General features: G+C 65.3%; 27 protein-coding genes. 3 read left to right on the top strand and 24 right to left on the bottom strand.

All coding sequences use genetic code 11. The features are described 5' to 3' along the window. Nucleotides 1-41: 41 nt before the first annotated feature. The 8 genes from ccoP to D6C00_RS09235 all read right to left on the bottom strand — a co-directional run bounded on the left by ccoP (nucleotide 42) and on the right by D6C00_RS09235 (nucleotide 6,046). The gene (gene ccoP, locus D6C00_RS09270; protein WP_125181461.1) at nucleotides 42-965 is read right to left on the bottom strand and encodes a cytochrome-c oxidase, cbb3-type subunit III; all 924 of its coding nucleotides are present in this window, start codon (nucleotides 963-965) and stop codon (nucleotides 42-44) included. Further along, on the bottom strand, nucleotides 958-1,161 hold the full coding sequence (locus tag D6C00_RS09265) for a cbb3-type cytochrome oxidase subunit 3 (protein WP_125181460.1): 204 nt from the start codon (nucleotides 1,159-1,161) through the stop codon (nucleotides 958-960). The genes ccoP and D6C00_RS09265 overlap by 8 nt, the downstream gene beginning before the upstream one ends. Before the next feature lie 32 nt (nucleotides 1,162-1,193). Further along, nucleotides 1,194-1,937 carry a cytochrome-c oxidase, cbb3-type subunit II gene (gene ccoO, locus D6C00_RS09260; protein ID WP_125181459.1) on the bottom strand — a complete coding sequence of 248 codons (744 nt, stop codon included), beginning with the start codon at nucleotides 1,935-1,937 and terminating at the stop codon, nucleotides 1,194-1,196. A 19-nt stretch (nucleotides 1,938-1,956) separates the two neighbouring features. Beyond that, nucleotides 1,957-3,444 carry a cytochrome-c oxidase, cbb3-type subunit I gene (gene ccoN, locus D6C00_RS09255; protein WP_125181458.1) on the bottom strand — a complete coding sequence of 496 codons (1,488 nt, stop codon included), beginning with the start codon at nucleotides 3,442-3,444 and terminating at the stop codon, nucleotides 1,957-1,959. Nucleotides 3,445-3,709: 265 nt separating this feature from the next. After that, on the bottom strand, nucleotides 3,710-4,636 hold the full coding sequence (gene cyoE / locus D6C00_RS09250; RefSeq protein ID WP_125181457.1) for a heme o synthase: 927 nt from the start codon (nucleotides 4,634-4,636) through the stop codon (nucleotides 3,710-3,712). 36 nt (nucleotides 4,637-4,672) lie between these two features. After that, the gene (locus D6C00_RS09245) at nucleotides 4,673-4,960 is read right to left on the bottom strand and encodes a hypothetical protein (RefSeq protein WP_125181456.1); all 288 of its coding nucleotides are present in this window, start codon (nucleotides 4,958-4,960) and stop codon (nucleotides 4,673-4,675) included. 37 nt (nucleotides 4,961-4,997) lie between these two features. Next, on the bottom strand, nucleotides 4,998-5,273 hold the full coding sequence (locus D6C00_RS09240; protein ID WP_125181455.1) for a hypothetical protein: 276 nt from the start codon (nucleotides 5,271-5,273) through the stop codon (nucleotides 4,998-5,000). A gap of 23 nt (nucleotides 5,274-5,296) precedes the next feature. Further along, nucleotides 5,297-6,046 carry an SURF1 family protein gene (locus tag D6C00_RS09235; protein WP_125181454.1) on the bottom strand — a complete coding sequence of 250 codons (750 nt, stop codon included), beginning with the start codon at nucleotides 6,044-6,046 and terminating at the stop codon, nucleotides 5,297-5,299. 107 nt (nucleotides 6,047-6,153) lie between these two features. On the opposite strand from D6C00_RS09235, the gene D6C00_RS09230 reads away from it, so the two are divergent. Continuing rightward, entirely contained in the window at nucleotides 6,154-6,417 is a 264-nt protein-coding gene (locus D6C00_RS09230; protein ID WP_125181453.1) for a twin transmembrane helix small protein, read from the top strand. 84 nt (nucleotides 6,418-6,501) lie between these two features. Here D6C00_RS09230 and D6C00_RS09225 read toward each other — a convergent pair whose 3' ends face one another. From D6C00_RS09225 to D6C00_RS09175, 11 genes are all read right to left on the bottom strand, one after another. Next, nucleotides 6,502-7,362, bottom strand: coding sequence for a cytochrome c oxidase subunit 3 (locus D6C00_RS09225; RefSeq protein WP_125181452.1), 861 nt, complete (start codon nucleotides 7,360-7,362; stop codon nucleotides 6,502-6,504). A 48-nt stretch (nucleotides 7,363-7,410) separates the two neighbouring features. Next, the gene (locus D6C00_RS09220) at nucleotides 7,411-8,007 is read right to left on the bottom strand and encodes a cytochrome c oxidase assembly protein (protein ID WP_241546840.1); all 597 of its coding nucleotides are present in this window, start codon (nucleotides 8,005-8,007) and stop codon (nucleotides 7,411-7,413) included. A 171-nt stretch (nucleotides 8,008-8,178) separates the two neighbouring features. After that, a complete protein-coding gene (gene ctaD, locus D6C00_RS09215; RefSeq protein ID WP_125181451.1) occupies nucleotides 8,179-9,756 on the bottom strand; it encodes a cytochrome c oxidase subunit I in 1,578 nt (525 codons plus the stop codon). 24 nt (nucleotides 9,757-9,780) lie between these two features. After that, nucleotides 9,781-10,896, bottom strand: coding sequence for a cytochrome c oxidase subunit II (gene coxB, locus D6C00_RS09210; RefSeq protein ID WP_125182427.1), 1,116 nt, complete (start codon nucleotides 10,894-10,896; stop codon nucleotides 9,781-9,783). Between the two features lie 64 nt (nucleotides 10,897-10,960). Next, nucleotides 10,961-11,452 carry a DUF2244 domain-containing protein gene (locus tag D6C00_RS09205; protein ID WP_158675376.1) on the bottom strand — a complete coding sequence of 164 codons (492 nt, stop codon included), beginning with the start codon at nucleotides 11,450-11,452 and terminating at the stop codon, nucleotides 10,961-10,963. Between the two features lie 390 nt (nucleotides 11,453-11,842). Beyond that, the gene (gene bioD, locus D6C00_RS09200; RefSeq protein WP_125181449.1) at nucleotides 11,843-12,520 is read right to left on the bottom strand and encodes a dethiobiotin synthase; all 678 of its coding nucleotides are present in this window, start codon (nucleotides 12,518-12,520) and stop codon (nucleotides 11,843-11,845) included. A gap of 6 nt (nucleotides 12,521-12,526) precedes the next feature. Further along, nucleotides 12,527-13,396, bottom strand: a complete 870-nt coding sequence (gene bioC, locus D6C00_RS09195; RefSeq protein WP_125181448.1) for a malonyl-ACP O-methyltransferase BioC — start codon at nucleotides 13,394-13,396, stop codon at nucleotides 12,527-12,529. Nucleotides 13,397-13,404: 8 nt separating this feature from the next. Beyond that, complete coding sequence (locus D6C00_RS09190) at nucleotides 13,405-14,154, bottom strand: alpha/beta fold hydrolase (RefSeq protein WP_125181447.1); 750 nt, start codon at nucleotides 14,152-14,154, stop codon at nucleotides 13,405-13,407. Nucleotides 14,155-14,157: 3 nt separating this feature from the next. Then, complete coding sequence (gene bioF, locus D6C00_RS09185; RefSeq protein ID WP_125181446.1) at nucleotides 14,158-15,312, bottom strand: 8-amino-7-oxononanoate synthase; 1,155 nt, start codon at nucleotides 15,310-15,312, stop codon at nucleotides 14,158-14,160. 10 nt (nucleotides 15,313-15,322) lie between these two features. Next, on the bottom strand, nucleotides 15,323-16,279 hold the full coding sequence (gene bioB / locus D6C00_RS09180) for a biotin synthase BioB (RefSeq protein ID WP_125182426.1): 957 nt from the start codon (nucleotides 16,277-16,279) through the stop codon (nucleotides 15,323-15,325). A gap of 20 nt (nucleotides 16,280-16,299) precedes the next feature. Next, nucleotides 16,300-16,695 (bottom strand): hypothetical protein, encoded by a 396-nt coding sequence (locus tag D6C00_RS09175; RefSeq protein ID WP_125181445.1) that lies wholly within the window; start codon nucleotides 16,693-16,695, stop codon nucleotides 16,300-16,302. A gap of 90 nt (nucleotides 16,696-16,785) precedes the next feature. Here D6C00_RS09175 and D6C00_RS09170 point away from each other — a divergent pair, with 90 nt between their 5' ends. Then, the gene (locus D6C00_RS09170) at nucleotides 16,786-17,493 is read left to right on the top strand and encodes a ComF family protein (protein ID WP_125181444.1); all 708 of its coding nucleotides are present in this window, start codon (nucleotides 16,786-16,788) and stop codon (nucleotides 17,491-17,493) included. Nucleotides 17,494-17,560: 67 nt separating this feature from the next. Here D6C00_RS09170 and D6C00_RS09165 read toward each other — a convergent pair whose 3' ends face one another. Continuing rightward, nucleotides 17,561-18,394, bottom strand: a complete 834-nt coding sequence (locus tag D6C00_RS09165; protein WP_125181443.1) for a DUF2189 domain-containing protein — start codon at nucleotides 18,392-18,394, stop codon at nucleotides 17,561-17,563. A gap of 150 nt (nucleotides 18,395-18,544) precedes the next feature. Beyond that, on the bottom strand, nucleotides 18,545-19,102 hold the full coding sequence (locus D6C00_RS09160) for a DUF2062 domain-containing protein (RefSeq protein ID WP_125181442.1): 558 nt from the start codon (nucleotides 19,100-19,102) through the stop codon (nucleotides 18,545-18,547). Nucleotides 19,103-19,518: 416 nt separating this feature from the next. Between D6C00_RS09160 and D6C00_RS09155 the strand changes: the two genes are divergently transcribed. Next, on the top strand, nucleotides 19,519-20,697 hold the full coding sequence (locus D6C00_RS09155) for a magnesium transporter (RefSeq protein WP_125181441.1): 1,179 nt from the start codon (nucleotides 19,519-19,521) through the stop codon (nucleotides 20,695-20,697). Nucleotides 20,698-20,710: 13 nt separating this feature from the next. Here the strand turns inward: D6C00_RS09155 and D6C00_RS09150 are convergent, their stop codons facing one another. The 3 genes from D6C00_RS09150 to D6C00_RS09140 form a co-directional block, all read right to left on the bottom strand. Further along, the gene (locus D6C00_RS09150; RefSeq protein WP_125181440.1) at nucleotides 20,711-21,136 is read right to left on the bottom strand and encodes a group II truncated hemoglobin; all 426 of its coding nucleotides are present in this window, start codon (nucleotides 21,134-21,136) and stop codon (nucleotides 20,711-20,713) included. A 106-nt stretch (nucleotides 21,137-21,242) separates the two neighbouring features. After that, nucleotides 21,243-22,112 (bottom strand): 4-hydroxybenzoate octaprenyltransferase, encoded by an 870-nt coding sequence (ubiA, locus tag D6C00_RS09145; protein ID WP_125181439.1) that lies wholly within the window; start codon nucleotides 22,110-22,112, stop codon nucleotides 21,243-21,245. Nucleotides 22,113-22,245: 133 nt separating this feature from the next. Further along, nucleotides 22,246-22,821, bottom strand: a complete 576-nt coding sequence (locus D6C00_RS09140) for a chorismate--pyruvate lyase family protein (protein WP_158675375.1) — start codon at nucleotides 22,819-22,821, stop codon at nucleotides 22,246-22,248. Between the last annotated feature and the right edge of the window lie 70 nt (nucleotides 22,822-22,891).

Genomic DNA, 22,891 nt, shown 5'->3' with positions numbered 1-22,891 from the left:
TTCATTCACCACCCGCCGGCCCCCGTCTTCATCATTGAGAGTTACTGCCCTCCGCCGAGTTCGTGCACGTAGACGGTCAGCAGCTTGATCTCGTTGTCACTGAGGCGACCCTCCCAGGCCGGCATCACGCGCTCGATGCCGTTCTCGACCACACGTTTGACCTCATTGAGCTTACCATCGAGGCTGTCCTGGCCGGGTACATCGGCCACGGTCCAGATGCTGTCTGTCAGGTTGGCCGCGCCCTGGGACTCCAGGCCGGTACCTTCACTGGTATGGCAATAGAAGCAGCCGCCTTCCCTGCCGTTGAAGATCTGCATGCCGCGCTGGGCCATGTCATCATCGACCTCATGATCGGACAGGCTCAGCACATAATGGGCCACGGCATTGATCTGGCCGTCGTCCAGGCTGCGGCCGAAGGCAGGCATGAAGCCGTGACGGCCCTCAGTCAGGGTCTGCTCGATCTGCTCGACCGTGCCGCCCCACAGCCAGGCGTCATCGACCAGATTGGGGAACAGCCCCATCACGCCGGCTCCGCCGGAGCCATGGCAGGCCGCGCAATTGTCGCCGAACATGCCCTTGGCCACCGCGCGGGTGAAGGCGAGCATCTCCTCGTCGGCCAGGATGTCCTCGTAGCTGGCGGCGGCGACCTGCTCCATGTAGGCCTGCATCTTCTGCGCGCTCTTGCCGCTCTGCATCTCCTTCATCAGCAGCGCCCGGGTATTCCAGTGCGTGGTGCGCTCCTCGCCGTCGACGGTATAGGTGATGGTATTGGCCACACCCCTGGTGTAGGTTTCGCCCACCGGCCAGGCCGGATAAATCACCCAGTAGATCACGGCGAATACCACCGTCAGGTAAAAGCCCCACAGCCACCAGGTCGGCAGCGGGTTGTTGAACTCCTGCAGATCGCCGTCCCAGGAATGGCCGGTGGTCTGGACCGCGCCTTGCTGCTTGTTCGCTTCACTCATCTTTATCTACCTTGCGCTGCGTCTGCGACGCTTCTTCGTCCTCAAACGGGATGTACTTGTAGGATTCCAGCCGCTGCTTGCGCCGCTTGCCGGTGAACACGTAAATAATGATGGCGCAGAAGGTCACGAAGAAGATCAGCAAGGCGACGATCTTGCTGTTCTCGAACTGACCGATCCAACGCAGCAGATCCGACATATCAGTTCACTCCCTCCGCAACCATCACCGGCTCAGCGGAACTCGACGAAGTGGCCTTCCTCGTACTGACTGAAATCGACCATGGTACCGAGTACCTGCAGGTAGGCGACCAGCGCATCCATTTCGGTCAGGCGCGAGCGGTCGCCATCGAAGTTCCCGGCCTGGGCCTCGGCGACGAGATACTGCTCAGCGGCGAGGATATTCAGCTTGTCTGCCGCCTCCTGGCCGAACTTCTCGACATTGGCCTGATACTCTTCCCGGGTCTCGGAGTAAGGCACGCCGGCCTTCTTCAGCGCCCGCATGCGGTCGGCCACATCGGCATACTGCAGCTCGTTCTCCATCAACCAGGGATAGCTGGGCATGATGGATTCGGGCACCACGTCACGCGGATTGATCATGTGCGCCACATGCCACTCGTTGGAGTATTTGCCGCCCACGCGCGCCAGATCCGGCCCGGTGCGCTTGGAACCCCACTGGAAGGGATGGTCATACTGGGACTCCGCCGCCAGGGAATAGTGGCCGTAGCGCAGCATTTCATCACGGAAGGGACGGATCATCTGTGAATGGCACAGATAACAGCCCTCGCGCTGATAGATGTCGCGGCCGCGTAGCTCCAGCGGCGAGTAGGGGCGTACGCCCTCGACCTTCTCGATGGTGTCCTTGATGTAGAACAGCGGCACGATCTCCACCAGGCCGCCGATACTGATCACCACCATGGTCAGGGCGATCAGCAGGCCGGCGTTGATCTCGATGCTTTCGTGTTTGAAGAAACTCATGATTCAAAGACTCCGCTGTTCAGGCGCGCGCCATCTTGGACGCGATCTTGGCTTCGATGGCGGCCTGCTCGACCTTCGCCTGACGAATGGTCATGGCGATATTGATGGCCATCAGAACAATACCGCTCACGAAGAAGGCACCGCCCAGGGCACGCACCACATAGGGCTTGTGCAGGAAGGTCACCGTCTCGATGAAGGTATAGGCCAGGGTGCCGAACTGATCGTCGAAGGCACGCAGCAGCAGGCCCTGCCCGATGCCGGCCACCCACATGGCGGTGATGTAGAGCACAATGCCGATGGTGGCCAGGAAGAAATGCGCATAGACCAGGCGCAGGCTCCAGAGTTTGGTGTCATACAGACGCGGCACCATGTGGTAGAGCGAACCGAAGGAGATCAGCGCCACCCAGCCGAGCGCGCCGGAGTGCACGTGGCCGATGGTCCAGTCGGTGTAGTGCGACAGGGCGTTCACGCTCTTCAGCGACATCAGCGGACCCTCGAAGGTCGACATGCCGTAGAAGGACAGCGCGGTGATCATGAACAGCATGATCGGATCGGTGCGCAGTTTGTGCCAGGCGCCGGACAGAGTCATGATGCCGTTGATCATGCCGCCCCAGGATGGCAGCAGCAGCATGACGGAGAAGGTCGCCGCCAGGGTAGAGGTCCAGTCCGGCAGCGCGGTCCAGTGCAGGTGGTGCGCGCCCACCCACATGTACAGGAAGGCCAGCGCCCAGAAATGGATGATGGACAGCCGGTAGGAATACACGGGCCGTCCGGCCTGCTTGGGCACGAAGTAGTACATCATGCCGAGGAAGGCGGCGGTCAGGAAGAAGCCCACGGCGTTGTGGCCGTACCACCACTGGGTCATGGCGTCCTGCACGCCGGAGAACAGCGAGTAGGACTTGAGGCTGAACAGATTCACCGGGATCGCCAGGTTGTTGAAGATATGCAGGATGGCGGTAGCCAGGATGAAGGAGATGTAGAACCAGTTGGCCACGTAGATGTGCGGCTGGGAGCGCGCGCGCAGGGTCTGCACATAGACCCAGAAATAGGCCACCCAGGTCAGGGTGATCAGGATATCGATGGGCCATTCGAACTCGGCGTATTCACGCGACTGGGTGATGCCGAACATGTAGCTGAGCGCACCCAGGCCGACCGACAGCTGCCAGCCCCAGAAGGTGAAGTTGGCAAGCCCCTCGCCGTACAGGCGTGCCTGACAGGTACGCTGCACGACATAATAGGAAGTCGCGAACAGGGCGCTGCCGCCGAAGCCGAAGATCACCAGGGTGGTGTGCACCGGGCGCAGACGGCCGAAGGTGATCTCGGGGATATTGAAATTCAGGAAAGGGTAGGCCAGCTCCAGCGCGGCATACAGACCGGCAGCCATGCCCAGCACGCCCCAGACCAGGGCCATGATGGAGAACTTCTTGATTATCGCATAGTTATACTGCTGCTGCGTACCCACTGCTGCACTCTGCGCCATGACTCGCCTCGTTGCTGCCTGTTGAATTTCGAGGGCCCGTGCCCGGGGAAAATATCAGGACATTCTAATATGACGCCAATCCCGGACGCAAGATTCGTACGGGATTTGCCTGACCTGCGCCCTGCGCTGGTGCAGGACGACAGGCTGAAGTATCGGACGGATTCCGGAAAAATCGAGTTCGGGGCCGCTTGAAGGACGCCAGGCACGCCCGGCTTATTCCCCCGACCGGCGGCAGCGCCCGGGCGACCCTGCCGGGGAGGTGGTCAACGCTCCGCTCCCGGCGGGGTTCGCTTCAGCCGGCGAGGCCGTTCAGGGTCAGCCACAGGCCCGGCAGGTGGTGGTCGAGCAGCAGCAGGGCGAAAATACCCATGAGATAGAGGATGGAGTAACCGAAGGCCGGCATGGCGGCGGCGTCGGTGCGCATCAGCCGCAGGGCGTGGTAGAGGAAGCCGCCGCCCAGGCCCAGGGCCCCGGTCAGGTACAGCAGGCCGCTCATGTGAGTGGCGTAGGGCAGTACGCTCACCGCCACCAGCAACACGGTGTAGAGCAGCACCTGCACCCGGGTGAAATCCACGCCGTGCGTGACCGGCAGCATGGGGATGTTCACCTTGGCATATTCGCTGCGGCGGTGGATGGCCAGGGCCCAGAAGTGCGGCGGGGTCCAGACGAACACGATAAGGAACAGCAGCAGCGCATGCGGGTCGACCTGACCGGTTACCGCGGTCCAGCCCAGCACCGGCGGCGCGGCGCCGGCGGCCCCGCCAATGACGATGTTCTGTGGCGTGGCCCGCTTGAGATACAGGGTATAGATCACCGCATAACCGATCAGCGACAGGAAGGTCAGCACCGCGGTCAGGGGATTGACCAGCAGCCACAGCATGGCCAGGCCGGCACTGCCCAGGGCCAGCGCGAAGTACAGGCAGTTGCGGGGATTGAGGTGCCCGGTGGGCAGCGGCCGGTTCTGGGTGCGCGCCATGCAGGCATCGACCTTGTGATCAACCAGGTGGTTGAGCGCGGCTGCCGAGGCCGCGGCCATGCCGATGCCAAGGCTGCCGAAGACCAGGGCGTCCAGCGGCACCAGGCCGGGCGTGGCCATGAACATTCCCACCACCGCGGTGAACACGATCAGCGCCACGACCTTGAGCTTGCACAGCCCCAGATAGTCGCGCCAGGCCGCCCCTTCGGCCTGCAGGCTTGTCAGCACATTGACGTTTGCCACGCTTGTCTCCCCCTTTCGGTTGTCCCGGTGCCCCGCTCAGCCCACGTAGGATATACGCAGCAGCCGCTCGAGATCCTTGATCATGCCCTTCGGATCGGCCTGCAGCGGGTATTCCATCATCAGCTGCCCCAGCGGGTCGATCAGATACACCCGCCCGGCCGCGGGAAAGGGTTCCAGTGCAGCCGCACCCGCCTGCGCCGGCCGCGCAATGAGCAGGCCCGGATAATGCCCCTGCGCCTCGCGCACCCAGTCCGGGGCGGCCGGTTCGGCCAGCAGCAGCAGCCGCTGGACCCGATCGATGTTCTTGCCCTGCGCCAGCCGCACCTGGCGCAGCTTGTACAGGGTGTCGTAGCAGGCCTCGTCACAGGCGCCCCGATGCAGATAGACCAGGGTCCAGTCCTCGGCCAGCGGCGCCGGGTCGAAGGCCCGCCCGTCCAGGCGCCACCAGGCCCTGCAGTTCGACCGGGCGCACCGGCTGGATCAGGGTGCCGTGATTGGCCGAGGCCTTCGGCACCCAGCCGCCGGCGAAATTCATCACCCAGGCCACTGCCAGGGGCAGGGCGAAAAAGGCAAAGACCAACACCAGCACCAGGCGGCCACGCCGCGGGGAGGCCGCATCCGCGGGATTGTTCGTCATTGCTCCGGACTCCATCACACCACTCATTCTCTGTCTGTCTCGTCATCGGCGGGCCGCCGTACGGCCCAGTAGAACAGAATCACCAGCGCCAGGGCCAGGGCGAACCACTGCACGGCATAGCCCACGTGCCGCGCCGGACCGAACTGCTCCGGAATCGGCGCCCAGCGGCGGACGAAACCGTCGGGCTGGTCCGGGCCGAGCAGCAGCACCAACGGCAGCAGGTGCGCATCCAGCTGCCGGGGCTGCAGCTCGAAATCGATCTGCTGCAGCACCTTGGGCCAGCCCGGCGCGCGCGCCTCGCCCTCACCGAGACTGAAGGGGTCGGCGGGCGGGAAATCGATCATCCCTTCCACCGTGATCACGCCTTCGCTCTCCACTGGCAACGGCGGCAGGTCGGCGCGGGTGCGGCCCTGCGGCACCCAGCCCCGGTTGACCAGCACCACCGCGTCACTGTGCGCCAGACGCAGCGGGGTCAGCACATGGTAACCGGCCCGGCCCTGATGGACCCGGTTGTCCAGCAGAAACTGGCGGGCCGGATCATAACTGCCGCGCACCCAGGCCTGGCGGTATCGCAGCTCCGGCCGGGGCTCCAGATCCGCATCGAGGCGGATTGCCGCCTGCAGCGGTCGGTTCTCGTACTCTTCCAGCAGGACCCGCTTCTGTTCGGCCCGGTCCAGCTGCCAGAAGCCCAGCCCGATCAGGAGCATCAGCAGGGCGGCGACGATCAGGCTGGGCCACAGGCCGGGGCGGAGTGCGCGGCGCCCCGCCCTCACTCGCCCCGTCCGCGCACCGGCGTGTATACTGACCCGCCCCGCCGGTGCGCCCGCGCGCCGACGGCCTGGCTCACATCAAACCCGGCTATACAGGGCGCTTTCATTCCATGCTTCCAAAACTGTTCATTGTGCTGGTGCTGCTCGTCATCCTCGGCAGCCTGGCCAGCGGCCTCATCTTTCTCATCAAGGACAAGGGCGACTCGGACCGCACCGTCAAGGCGCTGACCTGGCGCATCGGCCTGTCCGTGACCCTGTTCCTGCTGCTGATGCTGGGCTACGCCACCGGGGTGCTGCAGCCTCATGGCGTCTATCCGCACCCGCCTGCGCAGCCGACGGAGGGCAATGCGCCGGCCACTGGCAACCGGCCCTGAAACAGCCACGGAAGCACACGGAACAAGAGAACACATCAATATATTTTTCCGTGTGATTCCGTGGCCATTATCTGATCAGGCGCGTCAGAGCCAGTAGACGAATATGAACAGGCCCAGCCAGACCACGTCAACGAAGTGCCAGTACCAGGCCACCGCCTCGAAGGCGAAGTGGCGGTCGGGCGAGAAGTGCCCCCTGATGCTGCGCAGCATGATGATGGCCAGCATGATGGCGCCGATGGTGACATGCATGCCGTGGAAGCCGGTCAGCATGTAGAAGGTCGAGCCGTAGACGCCGCTCTCCAGGGTCAGATTCAGGTCGGAGTAGGCATGGCCGTACTCGTAGGCCTGCAGCCCGATGAACAGGAAACCCAGGGCGACGGTGGCGAACAGCCAGCCCACCAGGGGACCGCGATTGTTCTTCTTCAGCGCCCAGTGGGCGAAGGTCACGGTCACGCCGGAACTCAGCAGGATCAGGGTGTTGATGGCGGGTATGCCCCAGGCGCCCACGGTCTCGAAGGTCCCGCCCATTCCCGCCGGGCCGTTGGTCGGCCAGGCGGCGGAATACCCCTGCCAGAGCAGCGCGTGAGTGCTGGCATCCTCACCGCCCAGCCACGGCACAGAGAGGATCCGGGCATAGAACAGAGCGCCGAAGAAGGCGGCGAAGAACATCACCTCGGAGAAGATGAACCAGCCCATCCCCCAGCGGAAGGACTTGTCGACCTGGTCATTGTACATATGGGCTTCGCTTTCCCGGATCACGGTGCCGAACCAGCCGAACATCATGATCAGCACAATGGCCACGCCGGCGAACATGGTGCTCAGCCCCATGTCGGAGCCGTTGAGGTGCATCGCAAATCCGACCACCAGGGTGGTCAGGCCCACGGAACCCACCAGCGGCCAGTGACTGCCGTGGGGGACATAGTAGCCGCCATGTGCTTCAGTCATACCTCAATCCTCTTTGGTTTATTCAGCAGTTGTTTTTTATCTCGGTAATCAGTTCGTCTGTGTGGCCGGATGCACCGCCTCCAGCCCCTTTGGCGCGGCCGCGGTGCGTGCGCCGGTATCGAAAAAGGTATAGGACAGGGTCAGCTCGTTGTGCTTGTCCGACAGTTCCGGATCCACCATGAAGCGCACCGGCATCCAGCGCCCCTCGTCGGCGCCGAACTTCTGCTCAGTGAAACAGAAGCACTCGGTCTTGTGGAAATGCTTCGCGGCCAGCCCCGGCGTGACGCTGGGCACGGCGTGGGCGACCACCTCCCGCCCGGTTCCATTGTGGGCATAGAAGCGGACCGTGTAGGCCTTGCCGGGCTGCACCTCCATCTTGTTCACCTCGGGCCGGAATTCCCAGGGCATGCCCTGGTTGAGATTAGCGATGAACTCCACCGTAACGGTGCGGTCGGTCGCGGCCGGCTGTTCCTCCAGCGTCTGCGTCGGACCGGAGGCGGTCTTGCCGTTCAGCCCGGTGATGTCGCAGAACACATTGTAGAAGGGCACCATGGCAAAGCCGAAGCCGAACATGCCCACGGCCACGAACAGCATGCGGCGCAGGGTACGTCGGGTGGCCTGCTGGCGCGGATCCGGCGCATTCACAACTCACCTCCCGCCGTCGACCAGATGAAGACCAGGAAAATCCCGACGGCAATCGCGGCCAGGATCAACGCCAGGCGGATGTTGCTGCGTTTCTGCTGTGGTGTCTGCTGCGACATTTACACCTCGTGGCATGGCGCCGGCGCGGCACTTGTCCGCGCCGGCGCGTCCGCCTCACTTGACCTCGGGCGCGGTGGTAAAGCTGTGGTACGGCGGCGGCGAGGACAGGGTCCACTCCAGTCCCTCCGGGTTGTCCCAGACCTCGTCGGTGGCCCGGGCGCCGCCGCGGATCGTGCTGAACACGATGTAGACGAACAGCAACTGACTCAGGCCGAAGGCGAAGCCACCGAGCGAGGAGATCATGTTGAACTCCGCGAACTGGATGGAATAGTCCGGGATGCGGCGCGGCATACCGGCCAGGCCCAGGAAGTGCTGCGGGAAGAACAGCACGTTCACCGAGATGGTCGACAGCCAGAAGTGCCATTTGCCCAGCGTCTCGTTGTACATGTTGCCGGTCCACTTGGGCAGCCAGTAGTAGGCGCCGGCCATGATGGCGAACACCGCACCGGTGACCAGCACATAGTGGAAGTGCGCCACCACGAAGTAGGTGTCATGGTACTGGAAATCCACCGGCGCGATGGCCAGCATCAGGCCGGAGAAGCCGCCGATGGTGAACATGACCACGAAGCCCAGCGCGAACAGCATCGGGGTCTCGAAGGTCATCGAGCCCCGCCACATGGTGGAGACCCAGTTGAATACCTTCACGCCCGTGGGCACGGCGATCAGCATGGTGGCGTACATGAAGAACAGCTCGCCGGCCAGCGGCATACCCACCGTGAACATGTGGTGGGCCCACACGATGAACGACAGGAAGGCGATGGATGCGGTCGCATACACCATGGAGCTGTAGCCGAACAGCGGCTTGCGGGCGAAGGTCGGGATGATCTGCGACACGATGCCGAAGGCCGGCAGGATCATGATATAGACCTCGGGATGTCCGAAGAACCAGAAGATGTGCTGGAACATCACCGGATCGCCGCCGCCGGCCGCGGTGAAGAAGCTGGTACCGAAGAACTTGTCGGTCAGCAGCATGGTCACGGCACCGGCCAGTACCGGCATCACCGCGATGAGCAGATAGGCCGTGATCAGCCAGGTCCAGACGAACAGCGGCATCTTCATCATGGTCATGCCGGGGGCGCGCATGTTGAGGATGGTCACCACCACATTGATCGCGCCCATGATGGAGGAGATACCCATGAGGTGGATGGCGAAGATCAGGAACGGGAAGGCGTCCCCGGTCTGCAGTACCAGCGGCGGATAGATGGTCCAGCCCCCGGCCGGCGCGCCGCCCTCCATGAAGAAGGTCGACAGCAGCAGGGTGAAGGCGAAGGGCAGGATCCAGAAGGACCAGTTGTTCATGCGCGGCAGCGCCATGTCGGGCGCCCCGATCATCATCGGGATCAGCCAGTTGGCCAGGCCGACGAAGGCCGGCATGACCGCGCCGAAGATCATCACCAGCGCATGCATGGTGGTCAGGGAGTTGAAGAACATCGGGTTGACGAACTGCAGCCCCGGCTCGAACAGCTCGGCGCGGATGGCCATGGCCATGGAGCCGCCGACGAAGAACATCAGCAGCGCGAACAGCAGGTACAGGGTGCCGATGTCCTTGTGGTTGGTGGTGAACAGCCAGCGCGACAGGCCCCGGGCCGGCCCGTGATCGTCATGTGCCTCGTGTGCGGTTGCGGTAGTCATCTGCTCTCTCCTCCTCGGAATCCGTTAGCGCGCCGCCTTGATATCGGCCGGTTGCACCACATCGCCGGTATCATTGCCCCAGGCGTTGCGCTCATAGGTAATAACTGCCGCGAGATCGGCATCATTGAGCTGGGCACCGAAGGCCGCCATGGCGGTACCGGCCGAGCCGTTCAGAACGATATCGATGTGCCCCTCGACCGGCCCGGTGGTGATGGCTCCACCCTTGAGCGCCGGGAATGCGCCGGGCACACCTTCGCCGCCGGCCATATGGCAGGCCACGCAGTTGGACTTGTAGACCTCCTCGCCCCGGGCCACCAGCTCATCGCGCGTCCATTCACGCTCGGATTCGGCGGCCGCGGTCGCCTGACCCTGTTTCTGCTCGGCCACCCACTGGTCGTATTCGGCCTGCTCCTTGGCCACCACCACGATGGGCATGAAGCCGTGATCCTTGCCGCACAGTTCGGCGCACTGGCCGCGATAGGTACCGGGCTCGTCGATGCGGAACCACATTTCGTTGACGAACCCGGGGATGGCGTCCTTCTTCATGCCCAGCTCCGGCACCCACCAGGCGTGGATGACATCGTTGGCGGTGATCAGCAGGCGCACCTTCTTGCCCACCGGCACCACCACCGGGTTATCCACCTGCAGCAGGTAGTCCTCGTTCTTGGCGACTTTGTTGAAGATCTCGTCCTTGGGCGTGGACAGGGTGCTGAAGAAGCCGATCTCTTCATCCAGATATTCGTACTGCCATTTCCATTGGTAACCCGTGACCTTGATGCTGACATCCGAGTTGCTGGTATCCTCCATGGCGATCAGCGCCTTGGTGGCCGGGAAGGCCATGCCGACCAGGATCAGGAAGGGGATGATGGTCCAGAGGATCTCGATAGTGGTGCTTTCGTGGAACTGGGCGGCCACGGCACCCTTGCTCTTGCGGTGCTTGATGATGGAGTAGAACATCGCCCCGAACACCACCACGCCGATGGCCACGCAGATCCACAGGATCAGCATGTGCAGACTGTAGGCCTCGTTGGCGATCGGACTCACGCCCACGGGCAGGTTCAGGCCCCATTCCGCCGTCGCGCTGCCGGCGACAGTCATCAGGCCGGCCCCCGCCAGCGCCTGACACCCCCTCGGTTTCATACTCGCAGACATGCCCCTTCTCTCCTTTGGTCCAGATTCGTCGATTTTGTGTGATTCTTCTCGTTCAGGCCGGCGTGGCGCCATGCCGGATCCAGTCCCGCAGGTCCGTGGCCAGCCGGTCACGCTCGTTATCGTTCAGACAGCGTCCGATCTCCTGGGCCCGGCCGTGGCAGCGGATCAGCAGCCGGCCGGGATGGCCGGCCCGCGACGCGCGCGCCAGCTCCACCCGGGCCCAGCCCCGGGGAAAACGGATGACCTCCCGACAGCGGCGCCGGCCCCGCTCGATCGCGACCGTGTCGCCCTCGACCCGGATGACCTCGCGCTCGCGGGTCCGCAGCGCGCCGAGGTACAAACCGGCAGCCAGCGCCAGCATCTCCAGGCCGGCAAAGGGCAGAACCAGCCACAGTCCCTGCCAGAGGAAGGCCAGGGCGATACTCATCGAGACCAGGAAGATGCCGCAGAACACGACCACCGACCCCCGCCACGTCAATGAGCAGTTGGGCCGGATCAGGACATAACACTCCGCCAGATTGGCGTCACACTGCGCTGCTACCACCTCGCCCTCTTGGAATGCAGCCTGCTTTATATAATGTATGGTTGCGACTGCCTGTGTTTTGACGCACAGACTGTGTTATTTCACCTGCTCCGGATGCTACCCGATGCACCTGCATGGCGCAAGCAAACTCGATCCAACGGCATCATAAAACTTTGCGATAACAGGCTATTGTAAAATCAATACACAAATTATTATAAAATTATAATATTAGCCGTTAGATGTTCCGTGAGGTGGAATGGATGTTTTGTCGCGTCATTCCCTTACATCTGAATGGTATTCAATCCGGCACCTGACCCGGGTCGATTTATCTAACAGCGTGTGTAAAGCATACTGACATAACCGGGATTATGCCGCCAGCAAGCTGGCGCCCGCTTTCACGGGCGAAACCGGTTACAGATGGGAAAGATCCAGATGGCCGGCCACGGCCTGCGGTCCCACAGTGTCGGCGCAGTGGGGCAAACACCCCAGACTGGGGGCGCCGAGGCGCGCCCCGAGGGTGGCGAGATTCTCCTCCGGATGCTCCATGCCCGGATCCAGCCGATTGCCGACCCAGCCAGCCAGGCGAGCCCCGCCGGCCCCGATGGCCGCGGCGGTGAGCAGGGCGTGATTGATGCAGCCCAGGCGCAGCCCCACCACCAGGACGACCCCGGCCCGCAGACGCAGCGCCAGGTCGGCGACGTCTTCGGTGTCGGTGAGCGGCACCCGCCAGCCGCCCACGCCCTCGACCACCAGCACATCGCACTGCGCGGCCAGTTGCCGGGCACTGCCGATGATGGCATCCAGCGAAATGCGCACCCCGGCCTGCCCGGCGGCGATATGCGGGGCGATGGGCGGAGCGAAGGCAAAGGGATTGACCCGCTCGTACGGTAACTGCAACGAGGCCGCCGCCTGCAGCGCCAGCGCATCGGCATTACGCAGGCCGTCGGGCGTCGACTCGCAGCCGGAGGCGACCGGCTTCATGGCCAGCACCCGCTCGCCGCGTGCACGCAGGGCGTGGATCAGGGCGGTGCTGACGAAGGTCTTGCCGCAGCCGGTATCGGTGCCGGTGACGAACAGGATCCGTCCCATGCAGGCTCAGCGCCGCTTCAGCATGTCGACCGGTACCCGCACCTCGTCGCCGCTGCGCTGCTGGCGCGCGGCGGCCGGCGCCCAGGCGTGGCCGTAGACCACTTCGTAGCTCACCGGCAGTACACCGTCCCGGCGGCGGGACTCATAGGCCTGCTCGAAGGCGCGCCAGTGCGCCCGCCCGGTCAGGCTGCGCGCCCGTCCGGCGGTGACGTTGTGCGCGCCCAGGGCCTTGATCTCGCGTACCAGCCGGGGCAGGTCGCGGTAGGTCAGCTGCAGCCGTTCCACGTCCATCACCGGCTCGGCGAGTCCAGCGCGCACCAGGGCATCACCGATGTCATGCATGTCGATGAAGCGATTGGTATGGGAATGGCCGTCGACCTCGGCCCAGCTGTCGCGGACCTCCTTCAGGGTATCCGGGCCGAAGGTGGTGAAGAACAGCGCACCGCCCGGTCGCAACACCCGGCGGAACTCGGCGAAGGCCCGGTCCAGGCTGTTGCACCACTGCAGTGTGAGGTTGGAGACCAGCAGATCTACCGAGTCATCGGCCAATGGCAGCTGTTCGGCATCGCCGCAGACCAGGCGCGGCCGGCGCCACCAGCCGGCGGCGCGGCGGGTCTGGGCCAGCATGGCCTCGGCCAGGTCCAGCGCCAGCACCCGGCTGCCGCGATAGCGCCTGAGCAGGGCTTGGGTAATCTGGCCGGTACCGGCACCCAGATCCAGTGCCCACTCGGGTTGCAACCGGATCAGCTCCAGGCGCTCCAGCAGCCGCTGGCCGACCTCGCGCTGCAGCACCGCGACCCCGTCATAGGTGGCGGCGGCCCGGTTGAAGGCAAGGCGGACCTGGCGCTTGTCCAGCTGTTGCGGCGAATCGGTCATACTACGGTTCATGCCTCCAGGCAGGCATCCAGCCATTGATTGAACAGCAGGGAATGTGACAGGAAGGGCGCATGCCCGGCGCCGTCGATCCGTGTCACGGTATCCGGCCCTGTCAGAACCGCCACGGCATCGGCCACCGCGGCCGGGACCAGCCCGTCCGCGCCGCCCAGCAACCAGTGGACGGGAGCGGACAACCTCATGGCCGCGCCGCGCGCGTCTTCCTGTGCCAGCAGCGCGAGCCCCTGCGCGAGTGCGGCCTGTGCCGGCATACTTGCGCCGGCACAGGCACGCAGCGCCCGCAGCACCTCGCGCTGATTATCACCCTGCGCAGTCAGGCCGAGGAAGCGCTTCCAGGTCGCCTCCGGCGTCTCCTTCAAACCGGCGGTGAAAGCCTCCAGCACCTCGGGCGTGACGCCCGGCCACTCCGGGCGCTGCGCAAAGCAGGGATTGCAGGCCACCAGGCCCAGACACTCGAACCATTCCGGCCGCCGCTCACTGAGCTGCAGCGCCAGCAGCCCGCCCAGCGACCAGCCGATCCAGTGCGCCGGCCCTGCAAGCACCGTCTCCAGCGCCGGGATCAGGGTTTCGGCATTCAGCTCCGTCCGGTCACGGCTGCGGCCGTGACCGGGCAGGTCGGCCCGGATCACCCGCCAGCGCCCGCGCAGCCGCCCGGCCAGGGCGTCCCACACCTCCAACCGCAGGCCCCAGCCGTGCAGCAGTACCAGGTCCGGCCCCTGCCCTTCGATCTCCAGGTGCATGCGCTAGCCTTCAAGTGCCGAGCCGAGGGCATCCAGCAACCGGTCGACCTGCGCCTCATCATGCGCGGCTGAGAAGCTGATACGCAGCCGGGCCGCACCTTCCGGCACCGTCGGCGGCCGGATGGCCGGCACCAGGATGCCGGCCCGCTCCAGTGCCGCGCTCAGCCGGGTCGCGGCCCGGGTGTCACCGATCAGCAGCGGCTGTATGGGGGTATCGGATTCCATCAACGGCAGGCCCAGCTGTGCCGCGCCGGTACGGAACCGGCCCACCAGCGCCTGAAGTTTATCGCGCCGCCAGCCCTCTTCCCGGCACAGCCGCAGGGCCGCGCGCGTGGCCTCGGCCAGGGCGGCCGGCGGCGCGGTGGTGTAGACATAGCTGCGGGCCTGCTGGATCAGGGTCTCGATCAGGTCCTCGCCGCCGGCGACAAAGGCGCCGAAGGTGCCCAGCCCCTTGCCCAGGGTGCCCATCAGGACAAGCCCGCCAGCGGGTGCGATACCGGCCTGCGCCAGGCTGCCCCGGCCGCCGGGGCCGAGCACGCCCAGGCCATGGGCATCATCGACCAGCAGCCAGGCGGCATGGCGCTGCGCCAGTGCCTGCAACCCGGCCACCGGCGCGACATCGCCGTCCATGCTGAATACGCCATCGCTGGCGATCAGACGCTCGCCCGCCGGCGCCTCATCCAGGCGCCGCTCCAGATCCCCGGGATCGCGATGAGCATAGCGGATGAGACGTGCCCCGCTGATGCGCGCGCCGTCGAGCAGGGAGGCGTGATTGAGGCGGTCCTGGAACAACCGGTCGCCGCGTCCAAGCAGGGCGGCCATCACCCCGAGGTTGGCCATGTAACCGGTGGAGAACAGCAGGGCGCGGGGGGCCCCGACGAAGTCGGCCAGCTCCTCCTCCAGCGCGTGATGGGCGGCGGTGTGCCCGGCCAGCAGGTGGGCCGCCCCGCTGCCCGTACCCCAATGGTCGGCGCCACGCTGCAGGGCGGCGCCGACCTGCGGATGCGCCGCCAGACCGAGGTAGTCGTTGCTGCAGAAACTCAGGCACCCGCCCCCATCGAGGCGGCGTTCGGGCAGTTGGGGGGAGTCGGCGATGCGGCGGCTGCGATAGAGGCCGTCGCGGCGGCGCTGATCCAGGACGGCGCGCAGGTCCTTCACCGGGGCGGCTTCAGACCGGACGCAGGCCCAGCCGCTCGAACAGGCGGCGATCCTGGTCGGCGTCCGGGTTGCCGGTGGTCAGCAGCTTCTCGCCATAGAAGATGGAGTTGGCCCCGGCCAGGAAGCACAGGGCCTGCAGGGATTCGTCCATGGCCTCGCGGCCGGCGGACAGGCGTACATGCGATTTCGGCATCAGGATGCGGGCCACAGCTATGTTGCGCACGAAGTCGAACGGATCCAGGTCCTCGACATCACTCAGCGGCGTGCCCTCGACCTTGACCAGCAGATTGATCGGCACACTCTCGGGATGCCGCGGCAGGTTGGCCAACTCCTGCAGCAGGCCGGCCTGATCGCTGCGATCCTCGCCCATGCCGACGATGCCGCCGGCACAGACATGGATACCCGCCTCGCGCACGTGCGCCAGGGTCTCGAGCCGATCTTCATAGGTGCGGGTGGAGATGATCTCGCCGTAGAACTCGGGCGAGGTGTCCAGGTTGTGGTTGTAATAGTCCAGCCCGGCGTCCTTCAGGCGCGCGGTCTGCGGCTCGGTCAGCATGCCCAGGGTCACACAGGTCTCCAGGCCCTCGGCCTTGACCGCGCGGATCATGTCCAGCACCGGCTCCAGATCCTTGTCACGCGGGCGCCGCCAGGCCGCGCCCATGCAGAAGCGGCTGGCGCCCCTCGCCCTGGCCGCGCGCGCAGCCTCGACCACCTCCTGCAGCGGCAGCAGGCGCTCGACTTCGAGCTCGGTCTTGTAGTGCGCGCTCTGCGGACAGTAGGCGCAGTCCTCGGGACAGGCGCCGGTCTTGATCGACAGCAGGGTGCTGACCTGCACCGCGTTGGGGTCGAAGTGATTGCGGTGAACCTGCTGGGCCTCGAAGATCAAATCATTGAAGGGGCGCGCGAACAGCGCGAGGATTTCGTCCCGCGCCCAGTCGTGGCGCAGGCCGTCGTCACCGGCGGCCATCTCGAGCGCCGGCTGGCCGCTCATTCCTGGGGCTCCACCAGAATCTCCATGTCATCCCAGCGCTCGCGGCGGATGCGCGCCAGGTCGCGCAGGCTCAGCGGCAGCAGGATGGCGGCTCCCAGGGCCCAGGCGATGAGGTAATAGTTAAGATTGACCGGCAGGAACATGGCCACGGCCACGAAGAAACCGGTCACGCCGTAGAAACGGTAGGCGGCCTGCTGGGTGTAGTAACCGACCTTCTCGTTCGGATGGTGGCGGTTCATGCAGTAAACGAACATGGACGCACCGAGCCAGAAGATCATCAGCGGGAAGGGTGCCAGCAGCGAGATGATATTGCCGTAATTGAACAGGGCCGCGCTGAAGCGCGCGCTGCGGGCCGTCACCAGATGGGTGGCAGAGGTCGCGGTCTCGGTCATGACGCTGGTTTCCGGTATAATGATGTGGTCGACGAAGGGCCAGGGATAATGGCCCGTTCAGGCGTTGTTGTCAACCGGCAGGGAGGCCGCATGGTTAACAACTGGTGGAAATATATACAATTCCGACTCTTTCCCCCGACCTGCATCCTGTGTCATCGGCCCGGCGCCGAGGGGCTTGACCTGTGCCCCGACTGCCGGCGCGGACTGCCTTCTCCAGCGGCGGCCTGCGCGCGCTGCGCCGAGCCCCTGACCGGCACAGCCTCCGCCCTGATCTGTGGCCGCTGCCAACGCCGGCCCCCGGCCTTCGACGGCGCCCATACCCTGTATCTCTACCGCCCGCCGGTCGACCGGCTGATCCTGGACCTGAAGCACCATCGCCGGCTGGCCCAGGCCCGGCTGCTGGGCCAGCTGCTGGCGGTGGCTGCCGCCGATTGGCCGGCCTGCGATCTGCTGGTGCCCGTCCCTCTGCATCCGCGTCGCCAGTGGCGGCGCGGCTTCAACCAGTCGCTGGAGATCGCCCGCTTCGCCGCCCGCGGCCTGAAGCTGCCCCTCGACAGTAGTCACTGCCGGCGGCAGCGGCGCACGGACACCCAGGCCGACCTGTCCGCCCGGGCGCGGCGGGCCAACGTGCGAGGCGCCTTTCGGGCGGAGGGGGACTGGGCCGGCCTGCGGGTGGCGATCATCGACGATGTCATGACCACCGGCGCCACGGCGGACGCCCTGGCCCGGGCGCTCAAAGCGCGCGGGGCGGCAGAAGTCCGGGTTTGGGTATGTGCGCGGGCGGGAATGCACGGGTGAGACGGACACTTTGCCCCCTCACCCTGACCCTCTCCCCCGCTGGGGAGAAGGGGGTTGCTGTGTGCGGTTACCGCGGACGGTCCTCCCAGGCCACCAGATCCCGGTAGCCGTGCCACATCGCCAGCCCCAGCCAGGGGAAGACCACCACTAGGGCGATGAAGGCGGTCAGGGCCGAGACGGCGAACAGGGCCGTGATCAGCGCCGCCCACAGCAGCAGCGGCCGGGGGTTGTCACGGAAGGCCTTGAAGCTGATGGCGATGGCATCGATCAGCGAGCAGTGTCGGTCCAGCATCACCGGCAGGGTCACCAGGCTGACCGCGAATACCGCCAGGGCCAGTGCCGCACCGGACACCAGCAGGCCGATGAGGGAAACGATCCCCTTCGGGCCGGACAGGAACGCCAGCAGCATCTGGTCCACACTGCCGAGCACCCCGGCACTGCCGACGTTCAGCACCGCGAGCCAGAGCCAGATGTAACTCGCCCAGACGTTGAACAGCACAATCAGCAGGCCGGCGAACAGCCACAGCGGCAACCCCAGCCGCGCCAGCGCACCCAGGCCGGCGGCATGGCCGGGCGGCTCACCCGTCTCCAGCCGGCGGGCCAGTTCATTGACCCCCACCGACAGCACCGGCGCGATCAGCAGAAAGCCCGTCACCAGGGAAAAACTCAGCCAGGGCCGGGACCAGGTCAACCACACCGAGACCAGCCCGACCAGGGCCACGATCAGCCCGTCGACCAGCGCCACCGGCGTGCGCCACAGATCCTGCCATCCCTGCGCCAGCCACCGCAGGGGCCGGCGCATGTCGATCCGGTTGATCGGCGGTGTGTCGGTGTCCAGGGTTTCCCTGGGCTGGATTTCCCTAACGTCCCCGGGGTAGAGACGATTGATCAGACCGGCCATGCGTACCTCCTCCGCCCGGGCGGGCGTGCAGAATCGTCAGCCATCTTCACAGTATTTAGATCGCACAGCGCCTGATTTCAAGGCAGACATTGCGTAACCAGCCAATTGCCGGGATCAACCGCGAATAAATCAGGGAGAAACGGATACCGGTCAGCGCGAACCGGTGGAGTCCGTATCGTCCTGCAACAGCGTCCGCCGTGCCCGACGGCGGCGGTCGCGGGCGACATGCCGGCGGCGCTGCCAGACCTCGGCGCCCCCCAGGGTGGCGAGATAGCCCAGCAGGCTTGCCGGAACGGCCACCAGCAGACTGCCCAGGCCGGTGCTGAGCAGATCGATCATGGCCTCGCCCAGCCAGTCGGTATGACTGATGACCCGTTCCAGCCAGTCGCCGAAGACGTATTCACCCAGCTCGTGAAAGGCCACGTACAGCGGTGTCATGGTGAGTGGATTGCTGACCCAGGACACCAGAAAGGCGGCGGGGAAGTTGCCCCCCACCAGCAGACAGCCGCCGAGCATGAGCAGGGTCTGGAAGCCGACCGTGGGCGTGAACCCCACCAGCAGGCCCACCGCCACACCACGGGCGACCTGCTCGCGCCGGAAGGTCAGACAGCCCGAGCGGATCACCCAGTCGCGCAGGCGGTGATTATCGCCCCACAGCGGATGGCGGCGGCTGACGGAGGGTCGATGACGGAGCAGAAAACGTCGCATGCGAAGACTTCAACAATGTGCGGGAATAACCACCTGTGCTGCAGGCCTGTCGCGGCCCTGCAGTCGGTAGTGTCAACAGGCCCTAGTATACTGACAGTTACTAATGAGAACGTAAGTTAGATGACACTCAGGGCTTCAAGCCGCGTCTGCATCAAGGCGCGGTGCGCCGGGAATGGCCCGGCCCTTGCCAAGCGCCGCAACGCCGAGGCGGACGCGGCTTGAAGCCCCTAACAATCTGATTTTGAAAGGGTAGGCCGTTGTGTGCTCACGTAGACCTGTGTTATCGAAGCTTGCTGTAGGAGTGCTACAGCGGCGCTTCGCTGCCTTGGCCTACGTGAGCACACAACGGCTGAGTATCGTCTAACTTACGTTCTCATTAGTAAAGACCCCCTACCAGCAAACGTCAGGAGCAGATCATGCCCCAGAGCCCCGGCATCATGGAACTCGTTGAGCGGATCAGGGACGAGGACCCGGCGGAAGCGGCCGGCCGGCTGGCTGATCTGCCGCCGGACGAGATTCAGTTCGTGCTGTCACGCCTGCCTGAGGAACAGGCGCTGGCCGTGGCGGCGCACCTGGCGGAGTCCGCCGCGCCGGAGGAGGCCGCCACCAGGGCCGTTCTCTCGGGGACGGAGGAAACCATCGGCGAGCTGATGACAGTCGCACCCGCCATCCTGCCCGCGGCGCATACCGTGGCCGAGGCTCTGGCCTTTCTGGTCAAGAGCACGGAGATATCGGAGATCAGCTATATCTTCGCCACCGAATCCGAGCGCCTGGTCGGGGTGGTCGGTATGCGCGACCTGCTGCTGGCCAAGCCGTCGCAGACCCTGGCTGACATCATGGTCAAAAACCCCTTCGCCTTCCGACCCGACACGCCGGTCCAGGACGCGGTCGGCGAGGTCCTGTACCGCCATTATCCGCTGTATCCCGTGATCGACGAGACAGGCCGGGTGGCCGGCGTGGTCCACGGCTGGAAGCTGTACGAGCGCATCGCCACCGAACTCAGCACCCAGGCCGGCACCCAGTATGGCGTGGCCAGGGAAGAACAGATCCGCACCCCGGTGCTGCAGGCCTTCCGCATGCGTCATCCCTGGCTGCAGGTCAACCTGATTACCGCCTTCGCCGCCGCCTTCGTGGTCGGTATGTTCGAGGACACCATCACCCGCATGGTGGCGCTGGCGGCCTTTCTGCCGGTGCTGGCCGGCCAGAGCGGCAACACCGGCTGCCAGGCGCTGGCCATCACCCTGCGCGGCATCACGCTGGGACAACTGCGCGACTACCCGGTGGGGCAATTGCTGCGCAAGGAGATCCTGCTCGGGGCGCTGAACGGGGCCGTGGTCGGTGTGATCGCCGGCATCGCCATGTACGGCTACGCTGTGACGACCGATTCGCTCGAACCCGCCCTGCTCGGCGCGGTGATCTTCCTCGCCATGATCGGCGCCTGCGTCGGCAGCGGCATCTTCGGCGTGGTGGTACCGCTGACGCTGAAACGCTTCGGGGCCGATCCGGCCACCGCCAGCAGCATCTTTCTCACCACCTTCACCGACATCATCGGCATGGGGCTGATGCTGTTTCTGGCGACCGCGCTGATCCTCTGACCACAGCGACCACCTAGCCGCCCGCCAGCGGAAAGGGATTGGATTCCGAATCGAACTGATTGCGCATGTGATCCGCCATCTGGAAAAAGGTCGCGACCAGCTGATCACGAAAATCGGGGGCGAGCGCCAGACTGTCGATGGCGCGGGTCATGCACAGCATCCACTGGTCACGCTCGGCCTCGCCGATGGGAAAGGGCAGGTGGCGGGCGCGCAGACGGGGATGGCCGTACTTTTCGATATAGAGCGGCGGGCCACCCAGCCAGCCGGACAGGAACAGGTAGAGCTTCTCCCGCGCCTCGGTGAGATCCGGCGCATGCAGTTCACGGATACCCCGCGCCTCGGGCAGCCGGTCCATCTCGTCATAGAAGCGCTCGACCAGTGCCCGCACGCCGGCATCGCCGCCGAGCTGGTCGTAGGCTGTTGGATTACTGTCCGTCATATCAACCCTTGATTGCATACCAATGGAATGAACCGCCAGGACGCCAGGTTCGCCAAGAAAGAATTCTTACATAAAAATGCTTGGCGGCCTGGCGGCTCAAATACCATCACCCCGTGAAGGACTGATTCAGGTACTCCAGCGCCAACCCGGCGAATACCGCCGCTCCGAACCAGTTGTTGTTGAGAAAGGCGCGGAAGCAGCCGTCGCGGTCACGATTGCGGATCAGGTACAGCTGATACAGCGCCAGCGCGGCGGCCACCGCCAGGCCCAGATAATAATACAGCCCCAGCTGCGCCATCCCGCCGACCAGACCCAGCCCCAGCAGCACCAGCAGCTGCAGCATGGCGATGATCAGACGGTCAGCCTCACCGAACAGGATGGCGGTGGATTTCACTCCGATCTTCAGGTCATCGTCACGGTCGACCATGGCGTACTGGGTGTCATAGACCGTGGCCCAGAGGATGTTGACCAGGAACAGCAACCAGGCCAGGCGCGGCAGCTCGCCGGCCTGGGCGGCGAAGGCCATGGGGATGGCCCAGCCGAAGGCCGCGCCCAGCACCAGCTGCGGCAGATGGGTGAAGCGTTTGGTGAAGGGATAGATTGCCGCCAGTGCCACCCCCACGAAGGCCAGCTTGATGGTGAGCGGGTTCATCAGCAGGACCAGGGCAAAGGCGATCAGGCACAGGACGGCGAACAGCGCCAGCGCCTCGCGCGGACTGACCTTCCCGGAGGCAAGGGGCCGCTCCCGGGTACGCTGCACATGCGGGTCGAACCCGCGGTCGGCATAGTCGTTGATTACACAACCGGCCGAGCGCATCAGCACCACGCCGGCGATGAACACGGCCAGCACCAGCGGATCGGGAAAGCCCTCCGCAGCCAGCCACAGCGCCCACAGGGTCGGCCACAGCAGCAGCAGGGTGCCGATGGGCCGGTGCAGGCGGGTGAGCAGGTAATACTGGTACAGGCGGTCGAACATTTCAGGTGTCAGTCCGGAGCAGGGCTTGATTTAGAGGCGAAAAATACCCGTCATTGCGAGCGCAGCGCGGCAATCTCCAACCGACGATGCTGCAGTATGAGATTGCCGCGCTGCGCTCGCAATGACGGCAAAATCAGGCGCCATTCGGGCAGTCCATGGTATCCAGGAATATCTCGCTGACCAGCAGCGGCTTGCGCCCCAGCCAGAAAACAGAGCGCCGACCCCAGACCGGGCCGGCCTCCGCCCCCTGCTCACCCAGGGCATGCGCATGCAGGGCGGTGCCGGGATCGATGCGGGCGACTTCCACCTCGCCGCGCTGCATGCGCGGATCGGCGAACAGCACCGCGCCCAGCGGACGCTCGCCCAGATGCGCCAGCCGCCGTTCACGCCCGCGCAGACTGGCGCGCGGGATCACGGTGCGGGCAAAAACCCAGGGGATATCATTGCACAACAGATGCACCTCGCGGACCAGGGCGCGCTGGCGTCGGCGCAGCCCCAGGGCCTGGCACTCATCCAGCGCCGGCCGCGCCCAGCCCTGCCAGTCCAGCCGTACCCGGAAGTGACCGGCGCAGCATTGCTGCAGACGCCGGGTCAGCGACGAGGTATCCAGCAGCCAGCCGCGCAACCGCGGGTCGAGCTGAACACGCCGCCAGCGGCGACCGGGATGCCATGGGTTTTCCCAGTGATTGTGTAACGGCGTGTCGGGCAAGATTCCGGGGCTCGGGTCAAAGAGCCCGGATTATCGCATGAATGGCCGCAATCCGGACAAACCGGCCCGC

Origin of the sequence: Thiohalobacter thiocyanaticus (genome assembly GCF_003932505.1) — a bacterium.
Classification (GTDB): Bacteria; Pseudomonadota; Gammaproteobacteria; order Thiohalobacterales; family Thiohalobacteraceae; genus Thiohalobacter; species Thiohalobacter thiocyanaticus.
Note: the sequence above shows the minus strand (reverse complement) of the source record. Positions and strands in the feature narration are given on the sequence as shown.

Coding starts and splice junctions, on each gene's coding strand:
- D6C00_RS09165 (WP_125181443.1), bottom strand. CDS start 18,394: ATGGCCGGTCTGATCAATCGTCTCTACCCCGGGGACGTTAGGGAAATC.
- D6C00_RS09170 (WP_125181444.1), top strand. CDS start 16,786: ATGGTTAACAACTGGTGGAAATATATACAATTCCGACTCTTTCCCCCG.
- D6C00_RS09265 (WP_125181460.1), bottom strand. CDS start 1,161: ATGTCGGATCTGCTGCGTTGGATCGGTCAGTTCGAGAACAGCAAGATC.
- D6C00_RS09240 (WP_125181455.1), bottom strand. CDS start 5,273: ATGACGAACAATCCCGCGGATGCGGCCTCCCCGCGGCGTGGCCGCCTG.
- bioD (WP_125181449.1), bottom strand. CDS start 12,520: ATGGGACGGATCCTGTTCGTCACCGGCACCGATACCGGCTGCGGCAAG.
- coxB (WP_125182427.1), bottom strand. CDS start 10,896: ATGAAACCGAGGGGGTGTCAGGCGCTGGCGGGGGCCGGCCTGATGACT.
- D6C00_RS09155 (WP_125181441.1), top strand. CDS start 19,519: ATGCCCCAGAGCCCCGGCATCATGGAACTCGTTGAGCGGATCAGGGAC.
- ccoO (WP_125181459.1), bottom strand. CDS start 1,937: ATGAGTTTCTTCAAACACGAAAGCATCGAGATCAACGCCGGCCTGCTG.
- D6C00_RS09230 (WP_125181453.1), top strand. CDS start 6,154: ATGCTTCCAAAACTGTTCATTGTGCTGGTGCTGCTCGTCATCCTCGGC.
- D6C00_RS09190 (WP_125181447.1), bottom strand. CDS start 14,154: ATGCACCTGGAGATCGAAGGGCAGGGGCCGGACCTGGTACTGCTGCAC.
- bioC (WP_125181448.1), bottom strand. CDS start 13,396: ATGACCGATTCGCCGCAACAGCTGGACAAGCGCCAGGTCCGCCTTGCC.
- D6C00_RS09150 (WP_125181440.1), bottom strand. CDS start 21,136: ATGACGGACAGTAATCCAACAGCCTACGACCAGCTCGGCGGCGATGCC.
- ubiA (WP_125181439.1), bottom strand. CDS start 22,112: ATGTTCGACCGCCTGTACCAGTATTACCTGCTCACCCGCCTGCACCGG.
- ctaD (WP_125181451.1), bottom strand. CDS start 9,756: ATGACTACCGCAACCGCACACGAGGCACATGACGATCACGGGCCGGCC.
- ccoP (WP_125181461.1), bottom strand. CDS start 965: ATGAGTGAAGCGAACAAGCAGCAAGGCGCGGTCCAGACCACCGGCCAT.
- bioB (WP_125182426.1), bottom strand. CDS start 16,279: ATGGCCGCCGGTGACGACGGCCTGCGCCACGACTGGGCGCGGGACGAA.
- D6C00_RS09160 (WP_125181442.1), bottom strand. CDS start 19,102: ATGCGACGTTTTCTGCTCCGTCATCGACCCTCCGTCAGCCGCCGCCAT.
- D6C00_RS09175 (WP_125181445.1), bottom strand. CDS start 16,695: ATGACCGAGACCGCGACCTCTGCCACCCATCTGGTGACGGCCCGCAGC.
- D6C00_RS09225 (WP_125181452.1), bottom strand. CDS start 7,362: ATGACTGAAGCACATGGCGGCTACTATGTCCCCCACGGCAGTCACTGG.